The sequence below is a fragment of the Nostoc sp. genome, from assembly GCF_036918015.1.
In the GTDB taxonomy this organism is placed as follows: domain Bacteria; phylum Cyanobacteriota; class Cyanobacteriia; order Cyanobacteriales; family Nostocaceae; genus Nostoc.
The window spans coordinates 168,818-191,680 of record NZ_JBALEO010000077.1 but is presented as its reverse complement, the minus strand read 5'-3'; the positions used below and the strand labels follow the sequence as shown (position 1 = coordinate 191,680).

Sequence of the window (22,863 nt, the reverse complement as noted above, 5' to 3'; positions counted from 1 at the left end):
CCGAGAGTTCAGCCTTTAGTGACAGTAATCTGCTGTCCGGCTGGCTTAGTTATGTACGGACTGGATACCGTGATTCACTAGGCAACGAATCGCACGTTAGTGTTGGATCAAGACTGGCTACCGGAAGCAAGCAATATTTGATAAGTGTAATTGTGACTGTTTGGGATGAAGCGCATTACGCAGCCACTTAATATACATTGGTGAATCTTGCAAAAGTCGCTTTTACTTCTTCATCATCGGCAAAGTCTCCAGTATTCGCTTCAGCAATCCCTTTTTGAATTTCCTCGGTTTGCCACTGATACATCTCTAGATAAGTGGCTACCGCTTCATTAAGTATGTGGTTGCGATCGCAATTCATTGCAACTGCGATCGCATCAAGTGCAGCTTTGCGATCACTATCTATCCAAAACGTAATATTTTTTTTGCTCATTATCTTATGAAAGTTGTCTTGCATAGTCTTAATATTGCAATATATTGTAATGTAAAGTAATGGCTATCACTATTTTCTCAGTTCAAAATTCCACACCCATATCGTTAAAATCCTTAATATTCCAATCGATTCAGATATCAATGGGTTTAATACTAGCTTTTAGTTTAGAAATAAGTTACTACTGAGATTGTTGACAACCACATTATTATTGGATATTTGTTGTCTATGGTATCTCTATATCTTGCAGTAGATGGTGACGACGTTGGCCGAAAAATCGAGTTCTTTATCGTCACAGATCAAATGGAGCTATTATCAAATTTTTCTCATAACTTCCAATCATCTATGTTATGGTTAGCAGAAACTCTATCAGATGAATTTAATGCAAAAATAATATTTAATGGTGGAGATAGCTTACTTGCAAGGTTACAATCTGATGCAATATCGGTGAGTAGATTAGAAAGTTTAAGAATCGAATTTGCTAGCTTTTCAAAGGCTACATTATCCTTTGGGATTGGTGATAATTCACGTCAAGCTTATTTTGCACTGAAATTAGCCAAAGCTACTGGGAAAGATCGAATTGAAATATTTCAGGAATATACAAGTGGCGAAACAACTACTCCTTGTCATTCAAAGCGATAATCCGGGACTTTACGTCAATATCTTAACGCACTGTATTCAAGTCATGGGTGTTCGAGATGTTTACTTTGGAGTCAACGAAGGAGCTGTAGGTAAACTTTCAGAAGTCAAAGATCAAATTAGAAGAATAAGGAATAAATTTGAAGAACTTTTAACCGATCATAATGAATATCAAATTGCATATAATTCAATGCTATCTTTAGCTCCTATAGAAGAAAGAATTATAAAAATTTTATTTGTAAATCCAGAAGTTTCAATCAAAAACATAAAGAGAAATTTTCCTGACTTAAATAATTTAATTGTTGATATTTCTGGATGTAACAAAAAAGTTTCTAGTGATATCATATCATCTTATATATCAAGTGGAATACAACATGTTTGTTGTTTTGAGCTTGATGATAGAGTTTACTCGAAAGAGTGGCGTACAAAGAATTTGAGTAAAATGTATCATGATATACATCAAGATATAATTTGCTACGAATATATTGACTTCTCTGAATCTGGCACAACGATAGAAAGTTTTAATCGTATGCGTTCGCAAGGAAAAGTTATAAAACTTCTACTTGTAGTTTCTATATTTCTTGGGGTTATGGTTTTCGTGTTAATTCAGCAACAGCAAAGCGTCTTAGCTCAGTATGCAGCCGTTACACTTGCACTGATAACTGGATTAGGTCTTTTTAACGATATTTTTGGTGTTGTTGATCGCTTAAAGTAATTCGATAATTATAATTGCCCATTGTCATTATGATTGGATTAATTTAAAAAATCCAAGAAATTTATGTATTTTTAGAAATTACACTACTTCTGCAATTGCCGTTATCTCTAATAAAAACCTCAATGCAATGGACAAGCGATCGCACTCGGCTTGACGCTAAAATACTAGTCGCAATCTTGTAGAGATGATTAGCGATGAAAATTAAAACAATAGACAGGCTTGGATATCTTCGAGTTCGAGATCGGGAAAATCCTCTAAAATCTCAGAAACACTGACATTCTCAGCCAACATTTCTAAAATATCACTCACACGAATCCTCATACCTCGAATACAAGGACGACCACCACACTGGCCAGGAGTTTGAGTAATGCGAGTCAACAAATCAACCCTTGAGTTCATGCAAGTATTTTAATATCGGGTACTTTTATTTAACTCTAATTCTGCGATCGCAATTATTCCAGCCTAGCATCTGGGTGTAGCAAAAGGGTAATCGCAGTTATCGCATACTAACCCAACAGCACCTAAGTTTAGCAATTTTAGGTTAGTTGTAGCTTCAGGTAATCAATGAAATCCAGAATTTCTGTATCAGTGAGTTCTAGGCGCGATCGCTTGCCATATTTCTGCTGCAAATACTCCCTTCCCTGTTCTGGAGTCCAATTTAATTGGGCTAAATATGTGTCACTTTGAGCTATCAAAACTGCATGAATTTCTGATGCCGTTGTATTAGCAGATATTTGGATTTCATCTTGATGTAAATTTTGAATACAATTAATTTTTAAACTTACTTTTTTTCCTAAAGCTTGCCAGTCAATTTCCCTGTGTCCATTCCAACTAACACCTATAGAACGATAAGTGACTGGATTATAAATTGCACAAAATACAATTGTTCTCTCTCCAGGACTGACTGCGATCGTCAATGGATGATGCAATTGTTCAGAAGTCAGGGCATCAAGTGAAAGCAACAAACTTTTAGAAAAGTAAGATTCACTTCCTGAGCGGATAACATAAGGTTTGTCTGCCAGAATATGCAAATCAGTTTTTTCTGCTTCTCCATGTGAAGTTTCCACTTTTTTATTAACTTCTATCCCTGTTATCACCCCAGTTAAGGCTCTTTCATAAATTGGGATTTGTCTTGTATCGTCGGATAGCATATACCAGCAGTGATCCGATTCTTTGCTGACAAAGACATATTGAGGTTTTGGTGCTGCTCCAAATCCTAATTTAACTTCCATATTTTTGATGAAGGTTTTGGTAAATATATTTATTGAGGCAACCAGCTTTTACGATTTGTACCGTTAAGCAATGAGTTACTTTATAGATATAATTCCCTAGCCAGGAAGCTAATTAACATTAAGGCAGCAAAAATCACAAAATTTGGTGCATCTAAGAGGATGTTTGAAAAGTTTTGGGCGAATATAATGATGCCTCCGGCACGCCAAGGGCGAACGCTACTACATAAGCAAAGTCCGCCTCCGCAGACTAACACAAAATCAAGCTCTTCAACCCACGCAGGCGGTCACTGAGCTTGTCGTACCCCTCCGGGGAAGCAAGCTACGCGCAGCGTCTCGTAGAGAAGTGTGGGTAAAGTCTCGTGTAGCCGCGACTTCTAGTCGCCAAGGCTAGTAATAATTTAGACTTTTCAAACAACCTCTAAGACAAAGTTTCTGGATCAACACCAAGGGCATTCAATCTTTCAATTAACATTTTCACTTGTTGTTCTGCTTCCACTCGTCGCTGTTCTTCAAAAGCTGTGCGTTCTTCCGCTTCCCTGATGCGTTCTTCTGGTGTCAGCAATCTTTGCCCTTCTTCGTCATACCAGTACAGCCACTCCCGTACTATACCTTGATAAATTCCTCGTTCTCGCCCAATTCCTAAACCAACTTCTGGTAGCCAAACGGGATTTTCTGACATTAAGATATATTCCCCATCGACTAAGCGATACACTTCCAAAGGCGACTTTTTCCGCCGCAGGGGACTATACACAACGTAGTACAAAATTCCTAAATCTTTGGCATAAAATTCTTTCTTAATGCTATATTCTTCTCGATATATTTGGGAAACAACTTCTAGGGCTAAAATTGGCAGTTGCTTTTCTTCCCACAGCACATAACTTAGGCGTAAATCCTCATCAACGAAGCGTTTAACTCCTGAACTGAGAAATCCATCAGGGACAATAGGTGGTTTGTCAGGGTGATAATAAATACCCATATCAACACCAAAGAACCAATCCCAGCGATCGCACCAAACCAAAGCTAGTGTCGTTTTTAGCAAGCCGGGAATTAAATTTTGGAGTTCATTATCCACAGCAGTATCATCTGAGTCGGGTAGTTCTTCGGAAGATGGCAAACAATGGAGCGGATTGTAGTTTAACATGAGCGGTTTTGCCAAATCTGATTCTAGATAGATTGTACGTAATCTATTGATGTGCGATCGCAGCGCAAGAATAAAGAAGCATTTTTAGCGTAGGCGTAGACATCGCCTTGTATCTCTCTTCTCAGTATCAAAATACTCATAAGTGTAAAATCTTTACATCAGATTCGTGGTTTTTCGGTACTGATTATCAGAGTGTCTAACTGACAATAGCAAAAAAGGGCAGAACATTGTTCAAATAGAACATTCCAGAAGTCGCAGAGTATTCAATTTCATGGTGAATTTGGTAGTTGGGCTGATTACCTATACCTACCAGGAGAAAAAGTCTTTTCTCAACCTTGACTCAGAAAACGTGGCGCAGCTGGAAATTAGCTAATTTTCAGCCCGATTTTTGAGTTGTACCGAAGTATCAGATATGCCACCACAGATCCATTCACGAATTTTAATCAGACACTTCCTAACGGTTTTTTTGCCGTTGTCAGCGTTAGTTGGGGTTGTTATTGGGACTATCTATTACCAACAGGTACAAACCGAGCAAGTTCTGCTCAAAACAAATGAACTCCGTAAGGTAGATTTAGAAACTAAAGTCATCAGCGGAGACTTTCACTCGGTTGTCTCAGATTTGATGGTTATCTCTAAACAAAACGAGCTACAAAGAGTTTTAGAGGGAGTAAATGGACAACAACAGGCACTTTCCCAAGAACTTTTATTATTTTCTGGATATAAAAAACTTTACGACCAAATTCGCTTTTTAGATCGATCGGGTAAGGAAGTTGTCAGAGTCAATTTTAACAAGGGTGAACCAGGGATTGTCCCCGAAGAAAAACTGCAAGTTCAAGCCAAGCGCTACTGGTTTAATGACACTTTGCGGCTAAACCAAGGACAAGTATTTGTCTCTCCCCTTGATCTCAACATCGAACGTGGTCAGGTTGAACAACCCTTGAAGCCAATGATCCGCTTTGGCACTCCCGTTTTTGATCGTAATGGACAGAAACGGGGCATTGTGGTGTTAAATTATTTCGGCACAAAACTGCTAGACAATTTTAATCAAGCTTTCGCTAACGCCTCTAGCCAGGGAATGCTACTGAATGCCGATGGCTACTGGTTAAAAGGGGCGAAGCCTGAGGATGAATGGGGATTTATGTTTCCCAATCGCAAAAACCGCACTTTTGGCCAAGCTTTTCCCCAAGCATGGCAGCAGATTTCTCAAAAAGAATCGGGACAATTCCAAACTGCTGAAGGAATATTCACTTTTACTACAGTCTACCCACTAATCGAAGGGCAAAAATCCAGTACGGGAGCAGGACAGGCTTTTACTCCAAGCCAACATCAAATTGATACTAAAAAATCCTATTACTGGAAGATTGTTTCATGGGTGTCGCCAGAGACGTTGACAACCAAATCAAACCGATTTTTGAGTCAATTGCTACTGCTATATGCTGCCTTAGTAGGATTAACTGGCATTGGTTCTTGGCTACTAGCAAGAGCTAGTGTCAATCGTAATATGGCCCAGCTAGAGTTAAGGCAGTCTGAACTTGAATTGCGAAAGCTAGTTGAGCGAGAAAAAATTCTTAAAACTCGTCTATCTAGTCAAATTCGCAACTCGCTGGATCTAAATACGATTTTGAGTACAGTAGTAGTTGAAGTTCGGGAATTGTTACAGATCGATCGATGCCAGTTTTTTTGGTGTCATCAAGAAGATGAATCTACCACCTTGGAACTGAGTCAGCAAGCTTGCGCTCCCGACTTAACAGAACCTTTAGGCTGTTCTCCTATCCAGAACGTGGAAGCCTTGAGTGAAGCTATTATGCAAGGGAATTTGCTTTGTTTTGATGACATTGCGACAGATTCGTGGCTTGATTTCAAGAGTCGGAATTTACTGGTGACATTGGGCTTTAAGTCTCTACTAACAGTTTCAGTTCAAACTCAGTCGGGTCGCTTGGGTGTGATTGTCTGCGAACATAGTAGAGAGCTTCGCCCCTGGAGTGATGATGAGGTGGAAATTATTCGAGGTGTGGCTGACCAGTTAGCGATCGCCATTGACCAAGCCCAATTGTATAATCAAAGCCGCGCTGCTACTGCTGCTGCTACTACTCAAGCAGAACAACTCAACCAAGTTTTGCACAATCTCAAAGAAACCCAAGCCCAACTGATTCAGACCGAAAAAATGTCGAGTTTAGGTCAATTAGTGGCTGGAGTAGCTCACGAAATCAATAACCCAGTTAACTTTATTTACGGCAATTTGACCCATGTAAGTGAATATACACTGGGCTTGTTGGAACTGGTAGAACTTTATCAACAATCTAATGCTCATTCAACACCTGAAGTAGAAGCTCATATAGAAGCGATCGACCTTGACTTCATGGCTGAAGATTTACCTAAAATATTAATTTCAATGAAAATGGGAGCTAATCGCATTCGTGAAATCGTTCTATCCTTGCGGAATTTTTCTCGACTTGACGAAGCAGATATGAAACCTGTAAACATTCATGAAGGTATTGATAGCACACTACTGATTTTACAAAATCGCTTCAAACAAACGTCTGGAAATCCCGGAATTGAAATAGTCAAGGAATATGGTGAGATCCCTTTAGTAGAGTGCTATGCCGGACAACTAAATCAGGTGTTTATGAATTTGATCGGGAATGCCATTGATGCCTTGGATAGTTATAACAGTAAGCGAACTATTGAGGAGATAGAAGCTAACCCCAGCCAGATTGTAATTCGTACTCAGTTACGCAACTTGGATCGCATAACTGTAAAAATTGTAGATAATGGCCCTGGCATGACCGAAGCAGTTAAGCAACGATTATTTGACCCTTTCTTTACCACAAAAGCCGCAGGTAAAGGCACTGGATTAGGATTAGCAATTAGCGCTCAGATAGTCACAGAAAAACACAACGGAGCTATTTGGTGTATTTCGGAACCCGGACAAGGAGCAGAATTTTGGGTTGAGATTCCGATTAATCAAAGTTCTAAACTAGTCACTGCAAGTACCGCGACTCTATCCAGAATTTGATGCTATTCTGGACAAATGAAAAATGACATGACTAGTGATAGCGATCGCGCTGATTTTGATAGCCCTTGGAAGGAAATTATAGAAGCTTATTTTCCCCAAGCAATGGATTTCTTTTTTCCAGAAACTTCTGCGTTAATTGATTGGCAACGTCCTTATGAATTTCTAGATAAAGAATTTCAGCAAATAACTCGTGAAGCCGAACAGGGTAAGAGATATGCCGATCAATTAGTCAAAGTTTGGCAAACCCAAGGGGAAGAACTTTGGTTATTAATCCATGTTGAAATTCAGGCACAAAAAGAAGATAACTTTGCCAAGCGGATGTTTACCTACAACTTTCGCATATTTGACCGCTTCGATCGACCAGCGATTAGCCTTGCAATTCTCTGCGATTCAAACCGCGAATGGCGACCAAGCAATTATAGTTACAATTATCCCAATACTCGCTTAAATTTTGAATTTGGTAGTGTTAAACTTTTGGATTATGAAAATCGCTTTCACGAGTTAGAAAATAGCGATAATCCATTTGCAACTGTCGTCATGGCGCATTTGAAAACGCAGCAGACACGCTCATCACCCGAACAACGCAAAATCTGGAAATTCAGCTTAATTCGCAGACTATATGATTTGGGGTTAGGAGAGCAGGATATTCGCAATCTATATCGATTTATCGATTGGGTTATGATATTACCAAAGGCATTGGAAAATCAGTTTTGGGAAGAGTTTAAACAATTTGAGCAGGAGCGGACTATGAGATATGTAACTACAGGTGAGCGCATCGGCTACGAGCGCGGAAAACAAGAAGGGAAACAAGAAGGGAAACAAGAAGGTGAACAACAGCTTATTTTAAGGTTACTACAAAGACGAGTGGGAGAATTATCACCAAAATTGCAAGAGCGCATCAAATCTCTTTCTTTAAATCAATTAGAAACCCTTGGCGAAGCTTTGTTAGATTTTACTGCTATGGCAGATTTGCTGAACTGGTTACAAACAAATCAATCAGCTTAAAATCTATTTTTATGAAAATTGAGCAGTAGCGGACTATGAAATACGTAACTACAGGTGAGCGCATCGGCTACGAGCGCGGAAAACAAGAAGGTAAACAAGAAGGTGAACAACAGATTATTTTAAGGTTACTAAAAAGACGCGTGGGAGAATTATCACCAGAATTGCAAGAGCGCATCCAATCTCTTTCTTTAAATCAATTAGAAACCCTTAGCGAAGCTTTGTTAGATTTTACTGCTATGGAAGATTTACTTAACTGGTTACAAACAAATCAATCAGCTTAAAATCTATTTTTATAGAAAATCTAAAAAATACATCTACTAGTTTGTCAAATTCATTTTGACAGTTAGAGAGACGCGATAAATCGCCGTCTCTACAAGGAATTTATCCGTCAATTAGTTATTGAAAGATTACTAATTACTTATCTTATACAGGATTTTTTTAACTCAGTTCGATGATTATTTTTTACTTTACGAATTTAAAATTTCGAGTTAGTAACAAAAAGGGCAGGTACAAAACCCGCCCTCAAAGTAATCAATATTTAAACTAAACTAGCGATCGCAACTAATTACCAATTTTCGGCGCACTCAAAGAAACCTTTAGTGTTTCTTCTTGTTGCTGTGCTAATGTCGGCACGGAATCACGCAATCTTGCTGTCAATTGTACAGTTGTAGCGTCATACATCTGAGTCAGCAATTTGGGATAGAAACCAATACCAATAATTGGAATTAACAAACAGGCAATGATAAATACTTCACGGGGTTCGGCATCTATCAAAGCTTGGTGAGAAACTAATTCCTCGTTCTCTTTACCGTAGAAAATTTCTCGCAACATCGATAGCAGATAAATCGGAGTTAAAATCACTCCCACTGCCATCAAGAACACCACGATCACTTTGAAGGTAGAGCTATAAGCATCGCTAGTAGCAAAGCCCACAAATACCATCAATTCTGCGACGAAACCGCTCATCCCTGGCAGTGCCAAAGAAGCCATTGAACAGGTGGTGAACATGGCGAAAATCTTCGGCATTCTCTTAGCGACACCGCCCATTTCATCCAACATTAAGGTGTGGGTGCGATCGTAAGTTGCCCCTACAAGGAAGAATAAACTCGCCCCAATTAACCCGTGAGAAACCATTTGTAATACTGCCCCACTCAATCCCAAATCGGTGAAGGAGGCAATACCAATCATCACAAAGCCCATGTGAGAAATTGAGGAGTAGGCAATTTTTCGCTTTAGGTTTCGCTGGGCAAAGGATGTCAAGGCAGCGTAGATGATATTAACTACCCCCAAAACCACTAACACTGGCGCAAAATAAGCGTGGGCATCAGGCAGCATTTGGGCATTCATCCGAACTAAGGCGTAACCGCCCATTTTCAGCAGAATACCTGCTAATAACATGTGTACGGGGGCTGTAGCTTCACCGTGGGCATCAGGTAGCCAGGTGTGCAAGGGAATAATCGGCAACTTGACGGCGTAGGCAATTAGGAAGCCAGCATAGAGGGCAAGTTGGAAATTCAGGGCGAAATCTTTTAAGGCGATCGCTCTCATGTCAAACGTCACCGTATCGCCGTAAAATCCCATTGTCAGGGCAGACAGCAAAATAAACAGCGAACCGCCGGCGGTGTATAAAATAAATTTAGTCGCTGCATATTGCCGCCTTTTCCCTCCCCAAATCGACAGCAGAAAGTATATCGGTACTAGTTCCAGTTCCCACACCAGGAAAAACAACAGCATATCCTGGACAGCGAACACGGCAATCTGACCGCCATACATCGCCAAAATCAAGAAGTAAAATAGCTTGGGCTTGAAGGTGACAGGCCAAGCTGCTAAAATCGCCAGCGTGGTAATGAATCCAGTCAAAATAATTAGGGGCATGGACAAGCCATCAGCCCCTACTGACCAATTCAAACCCAGTTGTGGTACCCAGGGGTAACTTTCCACTAACTGTAAATCTGGATTGGAGAAATCATACCCAGTATAAAAAGCGTAAACAATTAGTGCAAAATCTATCAACCCTACGACGAGGGAGTACCAGCGCACTGTTTTGCCTTCTTTGTCAGGGATGATGGGAAGAAGTAGCGACGCCGCTATCGGAAACAGAATAATCGTCGTCAGCCAGGGGAAATTAGCTATATTCATCACAATCAATCTGCTATCAAAATCATGTTTGGCAAAAAGTCACTAGTTATTAACTAACAGCTTTTTAGCAATTTTTCCTTCATTGTTAGGTTGATTTAATTAAATTGGCAATCCCCTATTTTGTATACGAGGAGCCTATTTTTACTTGAGGAAATGCAGAATATCAGTTTAAATACTGGTATTCAAGTCAAAAATTTACCCTAAATAAAGCCCCTAAACTAGAATTTTAGGAATGTGCGATCGCATAATCCAACCCATCGCTAAAAATACAATATGCTATTTGGTGGTTGTAGAGAAAAGGATTTAGTGTAAAAAAAGCATAACAGGAGAATTAACCCTATGATAATCGCACAAATTGAAAGTCAAATTCGTTATGTCACCAACGTAAATGGAGAAACAACAGATGTACTCGTCCCTGTAGAACTTTGGCAACAGCTTATAAGTTCCATAAATTCTGATAACGCCAGTGGTTTAGCTTGGATTGATGAACAAGAGCCAAAAGCACAAATATTAGCCGATTTGCAAGAGTCTGTGCGACAAGCAGCAGTAGGACAAACTTTCCCAGTTTCAGAGATTTGGGACTACAGTAAGCGATTTGATTGAGTTTTTTTAGTAAAATAGACAGGGAAAGTTGATAAGGGAAATTCGATTATGTCATCTCCAGCGATCGCTACTGTAATTAAGATGATGGAATCTTTATCTGAAGATGTGCAAGAAAGAGTTGCAGAACATCTCCGAGAGTACCTGGAAGATTTGCAAGATGAATTGAAATGGAAGAAATCATTTAACAAAACTCAACAACAAATGATTGCATCTGCCCAATCTGCTAAAAGAGAGATTTCGCAAAGATTACCTTGAGCGATTGCGTAGCCAAACCTATCGCTAAAGCAGAAACGCCAATAAGAAAACTAAGCTGCATATCTAAGAATCTCCAACTCTGCTCCATTATTAATAGCTGACTCTGCTTTTTGTAAAACCTGTTCGGTAACAGCATCACTTAAATAATATTCACCACAGTTATCACAAATTTCTGCTGGAACTTTTTTTAAAACAATAATACATTCATCTCTTTCTAATGTCACCGTTACTAAACCTGGTTTAGTTTCTCCATGCTTACAAATTACACATTTCATCATCTTTGTCTCCTAGTTTTAAACCCATCTAACCAAATATTAGTATCAGGAATATAAGCTGTTACTACATATCCTGTATCTGTAGTTTCATTGTAGGAAAATACAACATGAATCGGCTTACCTTCTATAAAATCCAATATTAGATAACTGGGATAGGGTGTATCATCAGGATTTTCTTCTATCACTTCTCCATAAGAAATCGCAGTTTTTACTTCTTTTTGACTGATGCGACGATAAAACATTTGTTGGATAGCATGACGGGAGAAAACTAGATTTTCACAATACATAGATGAATTATTTTTAAATTATAATTAGTGATAAAATTATTATTTTGCTGAATCTTGGGCTTATATTAATTTTTCTCTTAAGAGATCGCCCAGAATACCATATCATTTATCTACTGTGTAGTCTGTCTCCCATAGCAATAACTTCATGCCTTTCTCCGATTTCACTAATCCTTACCAAAATCCGGCTAACATACCACAGAACTATCGCCAGCATATTAGGACTTACGCACAAGTCTACGGAATAACGAACCACAGAGGTGCAGAGGACACAGAGAAATCAGAGTTTGAGAGATATTTTGCGTAAGTTTTATGTATATTAAATTATTAAACTAAGCTGTTCCACATTTAAGTCGCATAAAATAGCAACAAGATAAACCAAGGGTGTGTGCATCATGCCAGTCAAAAGATTCCTGAAACCGGAACAGAGAGAAAACTTACAAAAAGCAGTGAGAGAAAGTGATTGTGCGTTGGTCAGAGAAAGAGCATTAATGTTGCTGCTGATGAACGATGGAAAGACTTACATAGAAATTAGTGAGTTTCTCGGATGCGGACTGAGGACAGTAGTATATTGGTGTGTGCATGGAGACCCAGATAATATAGAAAGTCTCAAAGATAAACGTGCTAATGGAAACAACTCGAAAACTACGGATGAGTACGTTCAATTGTTAATGGAAACAATTGAAAAACTACCAGCAGAGTTAGGATATGAGTTTGGGAGATGGACAGCAGCAAGATTAGCGACTTACCTGGAAGAAAAAACAGGAATTAAGTTAAGTGGAGAACAAATAAGGAGGATATTACTTAAAAAAAAGTACGTTTACCTCTGGGCTAAATATAGCTTAGAAGATAAACAAGACCTATCTAAAAGAGCAGCATTTAAGCAAAAGTTAGAAGGATATCTAGAAGTTTCAAAGTCAGAACCAGCAAAGCTTCAGGTCTAGTTTTGGGATGAGTCAGGTTTCAGCTTAAGAGTAATTCGACGGAAAAACTGGAGCCAAAAAGGTCAAAGGAAAAAAGTTACAGGACAACGTAGCAGTGGCAAAGTCAATATAATGGGAGCAGTAAGATTTCATGACCGCAAAAGAATGTGTTTTTTTGTAGAGAAAGGAAACGGTGATATTTTTTATCAGCAATTACAACAATTATATGAACAGATAAAACAAGAATGGGTAGAGCAGGGTAACGCCTCGGAAGATTTTACTAAAAAAGGTCCAAAGGTCATGATTATTTTAGATAATGCTAGCTATCATAAAAAGAAAATAATCTTAGTTGAAATTGAAAAAAACTTACCAAATATTCAACTGTATTTTCTACCTCCCTATAGTCCTGATTATAATTTAATCGAGTTAGTGTGGCACTCAGCTAAGGAATATATTGCTCATAGATTGTTCCAGTCAGTTGAGCAATTAAAAAATTTGTTAGACCGCTTGCTAAATCAAGGCAAATTAATTATTAAATGGCATCGCAAAGTCAAAAACAAAGGTAATGCCGTTATAGCAAGTTAAATGTGGAACAGCTTATTAAGTATTAGGCAAAAAAAAGGAGTCTAAATTAGACTCTGAAAAAACTTAGGGGCGGACGATCGCCCACCCCCATTAAAATCAGGTAACACCAAAAACAATCACTAAGCCCAAAACCGCCCCAAACACAATCAAGGCATAGAATTGAGCGCGACCGTTTTCTAGGTACTTCAGACCTTCACCACTGACAAGGGTGAAAAAGCCTGTGAGGTTAACAGCACCATCTACAACGCGGAAGTCAACTTCCATAACTTGTCTAGCTAGGCGACGCAAGCCGAGGACAAAAACCCGATGGTAAATGTCATCAAAGTACCACTTGTTGAGGGATAACTCGTAAAGTGGTTGAATTTTAGCAGCGATCGCAGCCGGGTCAATTTTACGGCGCAAATACATTAACGAAGCTAAGGTAATCGCAACCAAGGAAATTCCCACTGAGGCACCTGCCATAATGTAGAATTCCGTCGGATTGAACTCGGAAGCCTTTTCTAGAACTTCGGTGAGAGTTTCGCTAGGAGGAAAGATAAACTCTTCAAAATAATTGGCGTAGGGTGTTCCCACCAAACCAATGAAAATCGAAGGCACAGCCAAAAATACTAATGGCAGAGTCATTGTCCACGGCGATTCGTGAGGCGAGTCGCTGTGATGTCCGTGGGAGTCATGATCATGGGAGTCATGGTGTTCACCAGTGGCAGCCAATTCTCCTTTCTTCATTGCCCCAGGCCCAAAATTCGGGGCTAGTTCTTCTGACTCTAACTCCAGAACAATTGTCGCCGCCTTCTTGAGTTTTTCCTTGATTTTCTCGTCAGTACCCCGGAATTTGCCTTCAAATGTCGAGAAATACATTCTAAACATATAGAAAGCCGTAATCCCGGCAGTTAGCCAGCCGATGAACCAGAGGAGTGGATTAGCCTCAAAAGCCTTCCCTAGAATTTCATCTTTTGACCAGAAACCAGCAAAGGGTGGAATACCAGAAATTGCCAAGCAACCAATCAAAAAGGTAGTTGCCGTGACGGGCATATACTTTCGCAGTCCACCCATCAAGCGCATATCTTGCGCCAAGGCGGGGTCATGTCCAACGACACCTTCCATACCGTGAATAACTGAACCTGAACCCAAGAACAGCATCGCCTTGAAATAGGCGTGGGTCATCAGGTGGAATAGTCCCGCACTGTAGGAACCTATTCCCATTGCCATCACCATGTAACCGAGTTGGGAAATGGTGGAGTAAGCCAAGCCCTTTTTGATGTCGTTTTGGGTAATGGCAATGGTTGCCCCCAAAAACGCCGTAAACGCTCCAGTAAAGGCAATGACATTCATTGCGGCTGGAACGTCTTCAAATACTGGGTACATCCGGGCAATTAGGAAAACACCCGCTGCCACCATTGTTGCCGCGTGAATCAAGGCAGAAATGGGGGTGGGGCCTTCCATTGCGTCTGGTAGCCAGACATGGAGGGGGAATTGGGCTGATTTCGCAACTGGCCCTAAGAAAACTAAAATCGCAAACAGGACAGCGAGAAAATTGCTGATAGAACCTGATTCTACGAGTTGGGCGAGGCGATCGCCCATGATATTAAAATCAAAGCTTCCTGTTGCCCAGAATAGCCCCAAAATGCCGAGTAACAAACCAAAGTCGCCCACCCTATTGGTTACAAAGGCTTTTTGCGCCGCATCCGCTGCTGACTTGCGATCGTACCAAAAGCCGACCAGCAAGTAGGAACACATCCCCACAAGTTCCCAGAATATATAAATCTGTACTAGGTTGGGGCTGACCACCAGACCTAACATTGAGGAGCCAAACAAACTGAGATAGGCGTAAAACCTCACGTAGCCGGGATCGTGAGCCATGTAGCCATCAGTGTAAACCATGACTAAGCAGGCTACCGTTGTGACAATCACCAGCATTAAGGCTGTCAGGTGGTCAATAGTGTAGCCCATGCTCAGGTGAAAATTACCAGCCGCCGCCCACTCAAAGGTGCGGATATAAGGCGCGTGTCCTTGAATTTGACTCCATAACAAGGCAAACGACAGCCCCATAGCAGCTGCCATCATGGAGATAATCACCACAGCGTTAAGCTGCCGTAGGCGGTTTGTCACCTGATTCAACGAGATTAACCCTAGACCGACCAGCATTGCCCCAAAAAGAGGGAACACCGGAATCAGCCAGGCATACTGATAGATTACTTCCATCACTGACGCCTACTTTTAGAATTCTTGATTAGCGTGTCGAAACTGTTAATAATTGTGACACACACCCTTTAGGATAAAATAACCCACCCAAGGCTGATTGGGTGGGGTATTAAGCATGGTTTTAGATTTGGTCACTTGTCATTGGTCATTGGTCATTGGTAATTAGTCACATACCCAATGCCCCACGCCCTATGTCCCATGCCTAATACTAATATCTATCAGGCTGACCGATACTCTAAATCCACTGTTTTTGGACTTTTGTAGATTTTGGGGTAATTGCTGTAGCTGGCCTTAATTTCTTCTAAAGCTAGACGTAAATCTTCCCTGCCGCGAAAGCATTCCAAGCGATCGCGAACAGTGCCATTTTCAATCAATAGTAAAGTGGGTAGTGATTTTAGCCTATAGGTAGTAGACAATTTAAAATTTTGATCGGCGTTAACCCCGACTAATTTAATTTCATCCCCGCACTGGGACTGAAATTCCAACAACAGCGGGTGGATAACTCGACACAAGCCACACCAAGGTGCTTCAAAGTTAACTAAAACAGGAATAGGAGATTGTAAAACTTCTTGAGTAAATGTCCGCTCACTAACCGAGAACACCATGACGCCTCTTGGATTATAAGGTTTTTATATCAAACTAGCTATCAGTACTGAATTGAGTAGTGCTGAGTTCCGAGTTCTGGTTGCTGAGTAGAAGTCCATAACTAAAGTTAGCGGATTGAATGAGGAACTCGTTTATTTTTCTTCTTACAGTAAAGCGGGGATTGGGACTAATTGCCAAGCAATGAATACTAAGTTGCTTGCTTTTACTCAGGACTTAGGACTCAGCTAGTGCTTCAGTGGAGGATTGGCAAGTCAGTAACTGCCGATAGATGCATTCAGGACAAAAATATTCAGGAGACAGAATAATTGGCAAAAATTGAGCGCATTAATGTGTCTCTGACAGAAAAGCCACCTTAGAAGTCGCGTTGGCTTTTTTGGATCTTAAACTCCTGATTGCCGTGACCGCTTGGGTATTTGACTGAATCTGCCACTTTCTTTCAAGGAAAGGCAACTGACCAACAACTACCAATATAAAATCTCAAGCTGACTGAACGCACCCTCCACTGAATAGATGTTTGAATTTATCCTACATTGATTTGGGGCAATTGATAAGCTGAAATTTCCATCTATTTCGGATTTTCTCCTGACACTGGGGATCGTCTAAAGTTACCATCCTACCCTACTAGTTACTTCCAGTAACAGAGGGTGTGACCACCAAAGCAAAGCGATAAAAATGGTAACTCCCAAATAGGCAGGGCGGAGAAATTCCTGCCATTTGAGAGATTGACGCCCGTCAATAATTGCTTTAAAGGGAATAATTGAAGTCCGCTGTTTGGCAATTTCAAAAGCTTCGCCATAGCGATCGCTCAAGCGGCGATCCCCGTGCCAAACCCCAAACAAGTGATGCAATATCAATCCAATGGAAGTCACAAGGGTAAAGGTAGTACCCAGCCAGAGAGTGTGGGCAACACACCAAATTATTTGTCCTACCATCTGGGGATGACGGGTAATCCGAATAATTCCTGTTTCATAGAGATGAACTTGGGGCTTTTGAATAGCAGCAATTTCTAGTAGATTGAAGGTAGCAGGATATAAAAACAAGAACGAGATTGCTGATAGCAGCCAAACAAATTCTCGGACTCCTGGCACCCCTTGTACCTGCCAAATTTGCAAACCATCATAACGGTGCCCAAAAAAGTAAATAATTAATATCACAGCCAACGGTAGGCTGACTAATGCAAAGAGAATGCGATAAAACCTTGGGCCAATGTATTTTTCGGCCCTTGGGCGTAAAGCAGCGCCTCCACTGTGAGCGATCGCAAAAACTATTTGTAACCCCAGTATGACAAAATGACTGGGTGTCAACCAAGAAATCAGCAGCATATACACAGATGAAGTAATTTAAAGAAAACCGAATTCAGTACAACCAATACCACAAAGTATTCAAAAGGGGACTTTAGTCAAGATGTTGTGCTACTGTCTTTTTCGAGTCAAGCCTTCAAGTTTAATATGCAACAAATCATGTCCGGCTGATTGCTGCCAAACCGGATTTATTACGTGCATCTGCTCCTTTAAAAGTTTGTGGGTTGAGCCTTATGTCTGACCTTCCTTTCACTTTAGATCAGTTACGTATTTTAAAAGCGATCGCTCAAGAAGGAAGCTTCAAGCGTGCCGCTGATAGTCTTTACGTTTCCCAGCCCGCTGTTAGTTTGCAAGTCCAAAATCTCGAACGGCAGCTCGATGTCCCCTTATTCGATCGCGGAGGACGACGCGCCCAATTAACCGAAGCCGGGCATCTACTCTTAAACTACGGTGAGAAAATCCTCAGTCTCTGTCAGGAAACCTGCCGCGCGATCGAGGATTTACAAAATCTCCAAGGTGGTACTTTAATTGTCGGTGCTTCTCAAACCACCGGCACTTATCTTTTGCCCAGAATGATCGGTATGTTCCGACAAAAATATCCAGATGTGGCAGTGCAATTACACGTCCACTCTACCCGGCGGACTGCTTGGAGTGTTGCTAACGGACAAGTCGATCTGGCAATTATCGGCGGTGAAATTCCCGGCGAACTGTCAGAATCTTTAGAAGTGATTCCTTACGCTGAGGACGAGCTAGCGCTGATTTTACCTGTTTTTCATCCTTTTACCAAACTTGAAAAAATCCAGAAAGAAGACCTGTATAAATTACAATTCATTGCTCTAGATTCTCAATCGACTATCCGCAAAGTAATTGACCAAGTGCTAGCACGCTGTGAAATCGATACCAGACGTTTTAAAGTTGAAATGGAATTGAATTCCATTGAAGCGATTAAAAATGCTGTGCAATCTGGTTTAGGCGCTGCTTTTGTCTCAACTAGTGCGATCGCTAAAGAGTTACAAATGGGCGTTTTGCACCGTACTCCCATTGAAGGCGTTGTCGTCAAACGGACGCTGTGGCTGATTTGTAATCCCAATCGCTATAGATCCAAGGCCGCAGAAGCCTTTAGTCAAGAAATTTTACCCCAGTTCGCTAACCCAGGATGGAATCAAGATGTGTTAAAATTAACACAAAAAAGTCTAGTGTTAACTACATTGGAGGTAGCAACACCCACCTCATCTGGTGAAGACTAAAATCAGGTTATTAGTCCCTTGTCATTTGTCCTTCGTTTTTTGTAAATGACCAAATAATTCGTAATCACGCTCCTCTGTCGCTAACTTAATTCGTAATTATGAACCCATTGTGTTCGTGCAGGGTGCTGTAGGCAAACCAAAGGTTTGACATCAGGAAAAAAGTTTCGTGTTCCCCATTAACAAATTTAGTTTATCTGTAACCTGAACTAATTACGAATTACGTAGCTTGCTTCTTGCCATTTGCGTAGCATCTCGTAGAGCAGGCGAGTATTATCAATTACGAATTATTTTGACTAATCACGAAAATGGAAGTTTACTGCACTCGTCCGCGTTGTCCACGCCCACAAAACTATTTTGCTGATTTAGATGATGTTACGACACTAAAAACAACCCAGCAGAAGTATTGCACTACCTGTGGTATGCCATTGATGCTAGATGGTCGATATGTGCCAAGTAAACTGCTGGGAAGGGGCGGGTTTGGAGCAGCATTTTTGGCACGCGATCGCCGAATACCGGGAATGCGTCAATGCGTGGTTAAGCAGTTTCAACCATCGGGAAATTTAACCTTAACTCAACTGCAACAAGCGCAGTTAATGTTTGAAAGAGAAGCAGAAGTTTTATCACAGCTTGGTAACGATCACGAGCAAATTCCTGACTTGTTTGCTTTCTTTCCAGTGATAGTTAATAGCTTGCAACCAGGAGAGGAAGACCAATTTTTTTACTTGGTGCAAGAATACATCGATGGGCAAACCCTAGAAGAAGAATTAGCTCAACAAGGCAAATTTTCTGAACAGCAAGTATTAGAAGTATTACAAGGAATTCTCAGGGTACTAGAGTTTGTCCATGACAGAGGCATTATCCACAGAGATATCAAACCTTCAAACATTATGCGTCGTCGTGATGGTAAACTTTTCTTACTAGACTTTGGCGCAGTCAAGCAAGTAACCAATGCTGCACTTGGTTCTGCTGCTTCTTCCACAGGAATTTATTCTATGGGATTTGCACCGCCTGAACAAATGGCTGGGGGGCAAGTATTTCCATCTACAGATTTATACGCTTTAGCTGTAACTCTGATTACCTTGTTAACAAATAAGGAAGCAATTCAACTATTTGATGCTTATAGTAACCAGTGGAAATGGCGATCGCAAGTGACTGTCAACCCTCACCTTGCTGACATTTTAGACAAGATGCTGCTACCTGCGGCTAATCAGCGCTTCCAGTCAGCCCAGGAAGTTCTACGCGCACTTAACTCACAGGCGGCTCAAGCCGCTACACAACTTAATTCGCCCTCTGTAACCCTCCCGCCACAAACACCCCAAGGTTCTAACCCTGTTGTTCCCCGTCGTCCATCAACTCAACCAGCGTTTTCGACATTGGAATTATTGGGAGGGGCGGGATTTAGTGGATTTCAGGGTGCATTGATCGCGATCGCCCTCTTCAGTCTAGTAAAATCACCAATAGTTACTTTGACTACTTCTGCCTTGATTTTAGGTATACTAATTTTTGCTCAAACCAGACGGTGGATTGAAAAGTTCGATTTATTAATTATTCCCACAATTACTTTTGCAATTATTTTTTTTGTCCCCTTTTTACGGGGAGGACTTGACTTTCCGTCAGTGGTGATTTTAGCAGTTGGAGCAGGCTTAGTAGCTATTTCATTGACAGCCGTATTTCGACTTATTTATAAATTATTATCTCTCTTACTTTAAAAAACTTCTGGTGCTAACAGCTACATAAATGTCTCAGAAAAACGAAACACTTAGTCTTTTTTTAGCCGTTGTCATCACTATTGGTTTAATCTTTGGTGGTCTATGGTTTCTGATGGAACGGTGGGCGCAATTAACTGGAACTGTTCCTAAAACTTCCGGGAATGGTAACACAGGTAATCCCATAAACCAGTTTGTCAACAACAGATGTAACGTCCCAAACCTCCCAGAAGGGACATTCAACTATGGTGGTAGTACAACCTGGGCACCCATCCGTAAAGACGTAGACTCTGTACTAGCAAGCCTTTGTCCTCAATTTACTTTACGCTATACTCAACCTGCTTCAGGTCAAGCAGGATCTGGAACTGGTATTAGGATGTTGATAGATAATCAACTAGCTTTTTCTCAATCTTCTCGCTCAGTTAAAGCTGAAGAAAATACCGAAGCCAAACAAAAAGAATTTAGTTTGAAAGAAATTCCAGTAGCGATTGATGGTATTGCGATCGCGGTTAACTACAATCTCAATATCCCTGGTTTAACTGTTGCGCAACTTAAAGATATCTACACTGGCAAGATTACTAATTGGCAACAAGTAGGCGGGCCAAATTTACCAATTAAAGTCTACTCTCGCACTAAAGAAGCTGGGGGTACAGTGGAATTCTTTATCGAAAATGTTTTAAATAAAGAGAATTTTGGTGCAAATATTAGTTATATTGGCACAACCACAGAAGCAGTACGAAAAGTAGCGGCGGATACTGGCGCAATTTATTATGCTTCTGCCCCAGAAGTTGTACCACAATGTACTATTAAGTCGCTACCATTAGGGCGAATCAGCGGTCAATTTGTGCCTCCTTACCAACAACCTGTTGTATCTCCATCTGAATGTCCCAGTAAACGTAACCAGTTGAATAGTCAAGCGTTTCGTAGTGGAGACTATGCAATTACCCGCAATTTATTTGTCATCGTTAAACAGAATGGTCAAACAGATCAGCAAGCTGGCGAAGCTTATGCAAATTGGCTGCTGACACCTCAAGGTCAAGAACTGATTGAAAAAGCTGGATTCGTTAGAATTAAATGAGCAAAATCGTTATATTTAGCCAAATAATCAAATATTAAATATTTTTACTTTATTTAAACTTGTTCATGTCACAAAAGAATGAAACCACAATTTTAGCTTTGGCCCTGCTGCTAACAGTTGGCATTGTTGGCGGTGGTTTTTGGTGGTTTAGTAACAATGGGGTCAGAATTGGTAATAACATTATTCCAAATCAGGAACCAGGCAACAATCCATCCTTACAAGACCGCATTAGTTTTGGGGAAAAATCTTTTACTCCGGGTGACATTTCTCCTGTGAAAAAAGAAGGGGTACAGGCGATCGCTACTAAAAGTTATGATAAAGCGATCGCCAATTTCACAGCTGCTCTAAAACTCAACCGTAACGATCCAGAAGCATTAATTTTTCTTAACAATGCCCGCATCGGTTCTTCTAAGAGCTATACCATCGTGGCTTCTGTACCATTTGGCACTGACCCCAATGTTTCTTTAGAAATTTTGCGTGGGATAGCCCAAGCCCAAAATCAAGTTAATAACTCTGGAGGAATCAAGGGAGTACCGTTGAGGGTAGGTATAGCTAATGACGACGACAATTCAGAAATAGCCAAGCAAATCGCTTCTACCCTAGTCAGCAATTCCGAAGTATTAGGTGTAGTCGGGCCGAATACTAGCGATTCCACCTTAGCCGCAGGTACTATCTATACTTCTGGACAACTTGTAGCTATATCTCCAACTAGTACATCTGTCAAAATTTCTAACTTTAGCCGCTACGTTTTTCGGACAGTTCCCAGTGATTTTATGGCTGCGAGAAGTTTAGCCAACTACATGGTGAGAACCTTGCAGAAAAAAAATGCAGTGGTTTTCTTTAATTCTCAGAGTAACTATAGCCAGTCTTTGAAGTCGGAGTTTGTTTCATCCGTTTCCCTAGAGGGTGGACAGGTAGCCAGTGAATTTGACTTATCCAAGGCGGATTTTAGTGCAGCTAAAAGTGTAGAACAAGCAACTAAGCAAGGTGCAGAAGTATTGATGTTAGCTGCTAACACTGAAACTTTGGATAAAGCGCTGCAAGTAATTCAGATTAATCAGAAAAAGTTAACTTTGTTGGCGGGAGATGATGTTTACACCGCTAAAACTTTGGAAATTGGCAGAGAACTAGCTGTGGGGATGGTAGTAGCTGTTCCCTGGCATATTGATAGCGATCCTAAGTCAGATTTTCCCCAGAAATCGCGGCAGTTATGGGGCGGTGATGTGAGTTGGCGAAGTGCCCTTAGTTATGATGCCACTGTAGCTCTAATTGCGGCATTAGAACGCAATCCCACGCGATCTGGAGTCCAACAAGCACTCTCGTCATCTGACTTTTCTGCCACTGGTGCTTCTGGTACAATTCGGTTTTTAGCATCAGGCGATCGCAATGCGCCAGTCCAACTTGTAAAAATTGTTCCTGGTTCTCGCTCTCGCACTGGTTATGACTTTGAACCAGTGCGTTAATCAGCAATAAAAAATTAAAAA

21 protein-coding genes and 3 pseudogenes are annotated in these 22,863 nt (G+C 40.8%); 14 read left to right on the top strand and 10 right to left on the bottom strand.

Features of this window, described 5'->3' with window-relative positions:
- Positions 1-191 (top strand): annotated as a pseudogene (locus V7K61_RS22895) (hypothetical protein); the annotation flags it as partial.
- On the opposite strand, the gene V7K61_RS22890 reads toward V7K61_RS22895, so the two are convergent.
- Complete coding sequence (locus V7K61_RS22890) at positions 188-430, bottom strand: CopG family ribbon-helix-helix protein (protein ID WP_335056771.1); 243 nt, start codon at positions 428-430, stop codon at positions 188-190. The pseudogene V7K61_RS22895 and the gene V7K61_RS22890 overlap by 4 nt on opposite strands.
- 59 nt (positions 431-489) lie before the next feature.
- Between V7K61_RS22890 and V7K61_RS22885 the strand changes: the two are divergent.
- The 3 genes and pseudogenes from V7K61_RS22885 to V7K61_RS22875 all read left to right on the top strand — a co-directional run.
- Positions 490-594, top strand: a pseudogene (locus V7K61_RS22885) (DUF1049 domain-containing protein); the annotation flags it as partial.
- Between the two features lie 61 nt (positions 595-655).
- Entirely contained in the window at positions 656-1,069 is a 414-nt protein-coding gene (locus tag V7K61_RS22880) for a mCpol domain-containing protein (protein ID WP_335056769.1), read from the top strand.
- Complete coding sequence (locus tag V7K61_RS22875; protein WP_335056767.1) at positions 1,032-1,781, top strand: hypothetical protein; 750 nt, start codon at positions 1,032-1,034, stop codon at positions 1,779-1,781. The genes V7K61_RS22880 and V7K61_RS22875 overlap by 38 nt, the downstream gene beginning before the upstream one ends.
- A gap of 201 nt (positions 1,782-1,982) precedes the next feature.
- Here V7K61_RS22875 and V7K61_RS22870 read toward each other — a convergent pair whose 3' ends face one another.
- The 3 genes from V7K61_RS22870 to V7K61_RS22860 form a co-directional block, all read right to left on the bottom strand.
- The gene (locus V7K61_RS22870) at positions 1,983-2,180 is read right to left on the bottom strand and encodes a DUF433 domain-containing protein (RefSeq protein WP_193950322.1); all 198 of its coding nucleotides are present in this window, start codon (positions 2,178-2,180) and stop codon (positions 1,983-1,985) included.
- 137 nt (positions 2,181-2,317) lie between these two features.
- On the bottom strand, positions 2,318-3,013 hold the full coding sequence (locus V7K61_RS22865; RefSeq protein ID WP_335056764.1) for a hypothetical protein: 696 nt from the start codon (positions 3,011-3,013) through the stop codon (positions 2,318-2,320).
- A 418-nt stretch (positions 3,014-3,431) separates the two neighbouring features.
- Positions 3,432-4,154, bottom strand: coding sequence for a Uma2 family endonuclease (locus V7K61_RS22860; protein WP_335056762.1), 723 nt, complete (start codon positions 4,152-4,154; stop codon positions 3,432-3,434).
- A gap of 412 nt (positions 4,155-4,566) precedes the next feature.
- Between V7K61_RS22860 and V7K61_RS22855 the strand changes: the two genes are divergently transcribed.
- From V7K61_RS22855 to V7K61_RS22845, 3 genes are read left to right on the top strand one after another with little or no spacing between them, the layout of a single operon-like run.
- Positions 4,567-7,170 (top strand): ATP-binding protein, encoded by a 2,604-nt coding sequence (locus tag V7K61_RS22855; RefSeq protein ID WP_335056760.1) that lies wholly within the window; start codon positions 4,567-4,569, stop codon positions 7,168-7,170.
- Positions 7,171-7,197: 27 nt separating this feature from the next.
- Positions 7,198-8,175, top strand: coding sequence for a DUF4351 domain-containing protein (locus V7K61_RS22850; RefSeq protein WP_335056787.1), 978 nt, complete (start codon positions 7,198-7,200; stop codon positions 8,173-8,175).
- A gap of 35 nt (positions 8,176-8,210) precedes the next feature.
- Positions 8,211-8,456 carry a DUF4351 domain-containing protein gene (locus V7K61_RS22845; protein ID WP_442936353.1) on the top strand — a complete coding sequence of 82 codons (246 nt, stop codon included), beginning with the start codon at positions 8,211-8,213 and terminating at the stop codon, positions 8,454-8,456.
- A gap of 280 nt (positions 8,457-8,736) precedes the next feature.
- Here the strand turns inward: V7K61_RS22845 and V7K61_RS22840 are convergent, their stop codons facing one another.
- A complete protein-coding gene (locus tag V7K61_RS22840; RefSeq protein ID WP_335056758.1) occupies positions 8,737-10,314 on the bottom strand; it encodes an NAD(P)H-quinone oxidoreductase subunit 4 in 1,578 nt (525 codons plus the stop codon).
- 339 nt (positions 10,315-10,653) lie between these two features.
- On the opposite strand from V7K61_RS22840, the gene V7K61_RS22835 reads away from it, so the two are divergent.
- Entirely contained in the window at positions 10,654-10,917 is a 264-nt protein-coding gene (locus tag V7K61_RS22835; RefSeq protein WP_335056756.1) for a hypothetical protein, read from the top strand.
- A 48-nt stretch (positions 10,918-10,965) separates the two neighbouring features.
- Positions 10,966-11,172, top strand: coding sequence for a hypothetical protein (locus V7K61_RS22830; RefSeq protein WP_335056755.1), 207 nt, complete (start codon positions 10,966-10,968; stop codon positions 11,170-11,172).
- A gap of 50 nt (positions 11,173-11,222) precedes the next feature.
- Here the strand turns inward: V7K61_RS22830 and V7K61_RS22825 are convergent, their stop codons facing one another.
- A complete protein-coding gene (locus tag V7K61_RS22825) occupies positions 11,223-11,450 on the bottom strand; it encodes a type II toxin-antitoxin system MqsA family antitoxin (RefSeq protein ID WP_335056753.1) in 228 nt (75 codons plus the stop codon).
- A complete protein-coding gene (locus V7K61_RS22820) occupies positions 11,447-11,734 on the bottom strand; it encodes a DUF4258 domain-containing protein (RefSeq protein ID WP_335056751.1) in 288 nt (95 codons plus the stop codon). The genes V7K61_RS22825 and V7K61_RS22820 overlap by 4 nt, the downstream gene beginning before the upstream one ends.
- Before the next feature lie 392 nt (positions 11,735-12,126).
- Between V7K61_RS22820 and V7K61_RS22815 the strand changes: the two are divergent.
- Positions 12,127-13,239 (top strand): annotated as a pseudogene (locus tag V7K61_RS22815) (IS630 family transposase).
- A gap of 96 nt (positions 13,240-13,335) precedes the next feature.
- Here the strand turns inward: V7K61_RS22815 and V7K61_RS22810 are convergent.
- The 3 genes from V7K61_RS22810 to V7K61_RS22800 form a co-directional block, all read right to left on the bottom strand.
- Entirely contained in the window at positions 13,336-15,441 is a 2,106-nt protein-coding gene (locus V7K61_RS22810; protein WP_335056785.1) for an NAD(P)H-quinone oxidoreductase subunit 5, read from the bottom strand.
- A 218-nt stretch (positions 15,442-15,659) separates the two neighbouring features.
- The gene (locus V7K61_RS22805; RefSeq protein WP_335056749.1) at positions 15,660-16,046 is read right to left on the bottom strand and encodes a thioredoxin family protein; all 387 of its coding nucleotides are present in this window, start codon (positions 16,044-16,046) and stop codon (positions 15,660-15,662) included.
- A gap of 606 nt (positions 16,047-16,652) precedes the next feature.
- A complete protein-coding gene (locus tag V7K61_RS22800) occupies positions 16,653-17,369 on the bottom strand; it encodes an NnrU family protein (RefSeq protein WP_335056747.1) in 717 nt (238 codons plus the stop codon).
- Positions 17,370-17,581: 212 nt separating this feature from the next.
- On the opposite strand from V7K61_RS22800, the gene V7K61_RS22795 reads away from it, so the two are divergent.
- The 4 genes from V7K61_RS22795 (at position 17,582) to V7K61_RS22780 (ending at position 22,842) form a co-directional block, all read left to right on the top strand.
- Positions 17,582-18,595 carry a LysR family transcriptional regulator gene (locus V7K61_RS22795; RefSeq protein WP_292741010.1) on the top strand — a complete coding sequence of 338 codons (1,014 nt, stop codon included), beginning with the start codon at positions 17,582-17,584 and terminating at the stop codon, positions 18,593-18,595.
- 305 nt (positions 18,596-18,900) lie between these two features.
- On the top strand, positions 18,901-20,304 hold the full coding sequence (locus V7K61_RS22790; RefSeq protein WP_335056745.1) for a serine/threonine-protein kinase: 1,404 nt from the start codon (positions 18,901-18,903) through the stop codon (positions 20,302-20,304).
- Positions 20,305-20,332: 28 nt separating this feature from the next.
- A complete protein-coding gene (locus V7K61_RS22785; RefSeq protein WP_335056743.1) occupies positions 20,333-21,379 on the top strand; it encodes a PstS family phosphate ABC transporter substrate-binding protein in 1,047 nt (348 codons plus the stop codon).
- A 65-nt stretch (positions 21,380-21,444) separates the two neighbouring features.
- Positions 21,445-22,842 carry an ABC transporter substrate-binding protein gene (locus tag V7K61_RS22780; protein ID WP_335056741.1) on the top strand — a complete coding sequence of 466 codons (1,398 nt, stop codon included), beginning with the start codon at positions 21,445-21,447 and terminating at the stop codon, positions 22,840-22,842.
- Positions 22,843-22,863: the final 21 nt, after the last annotated feature.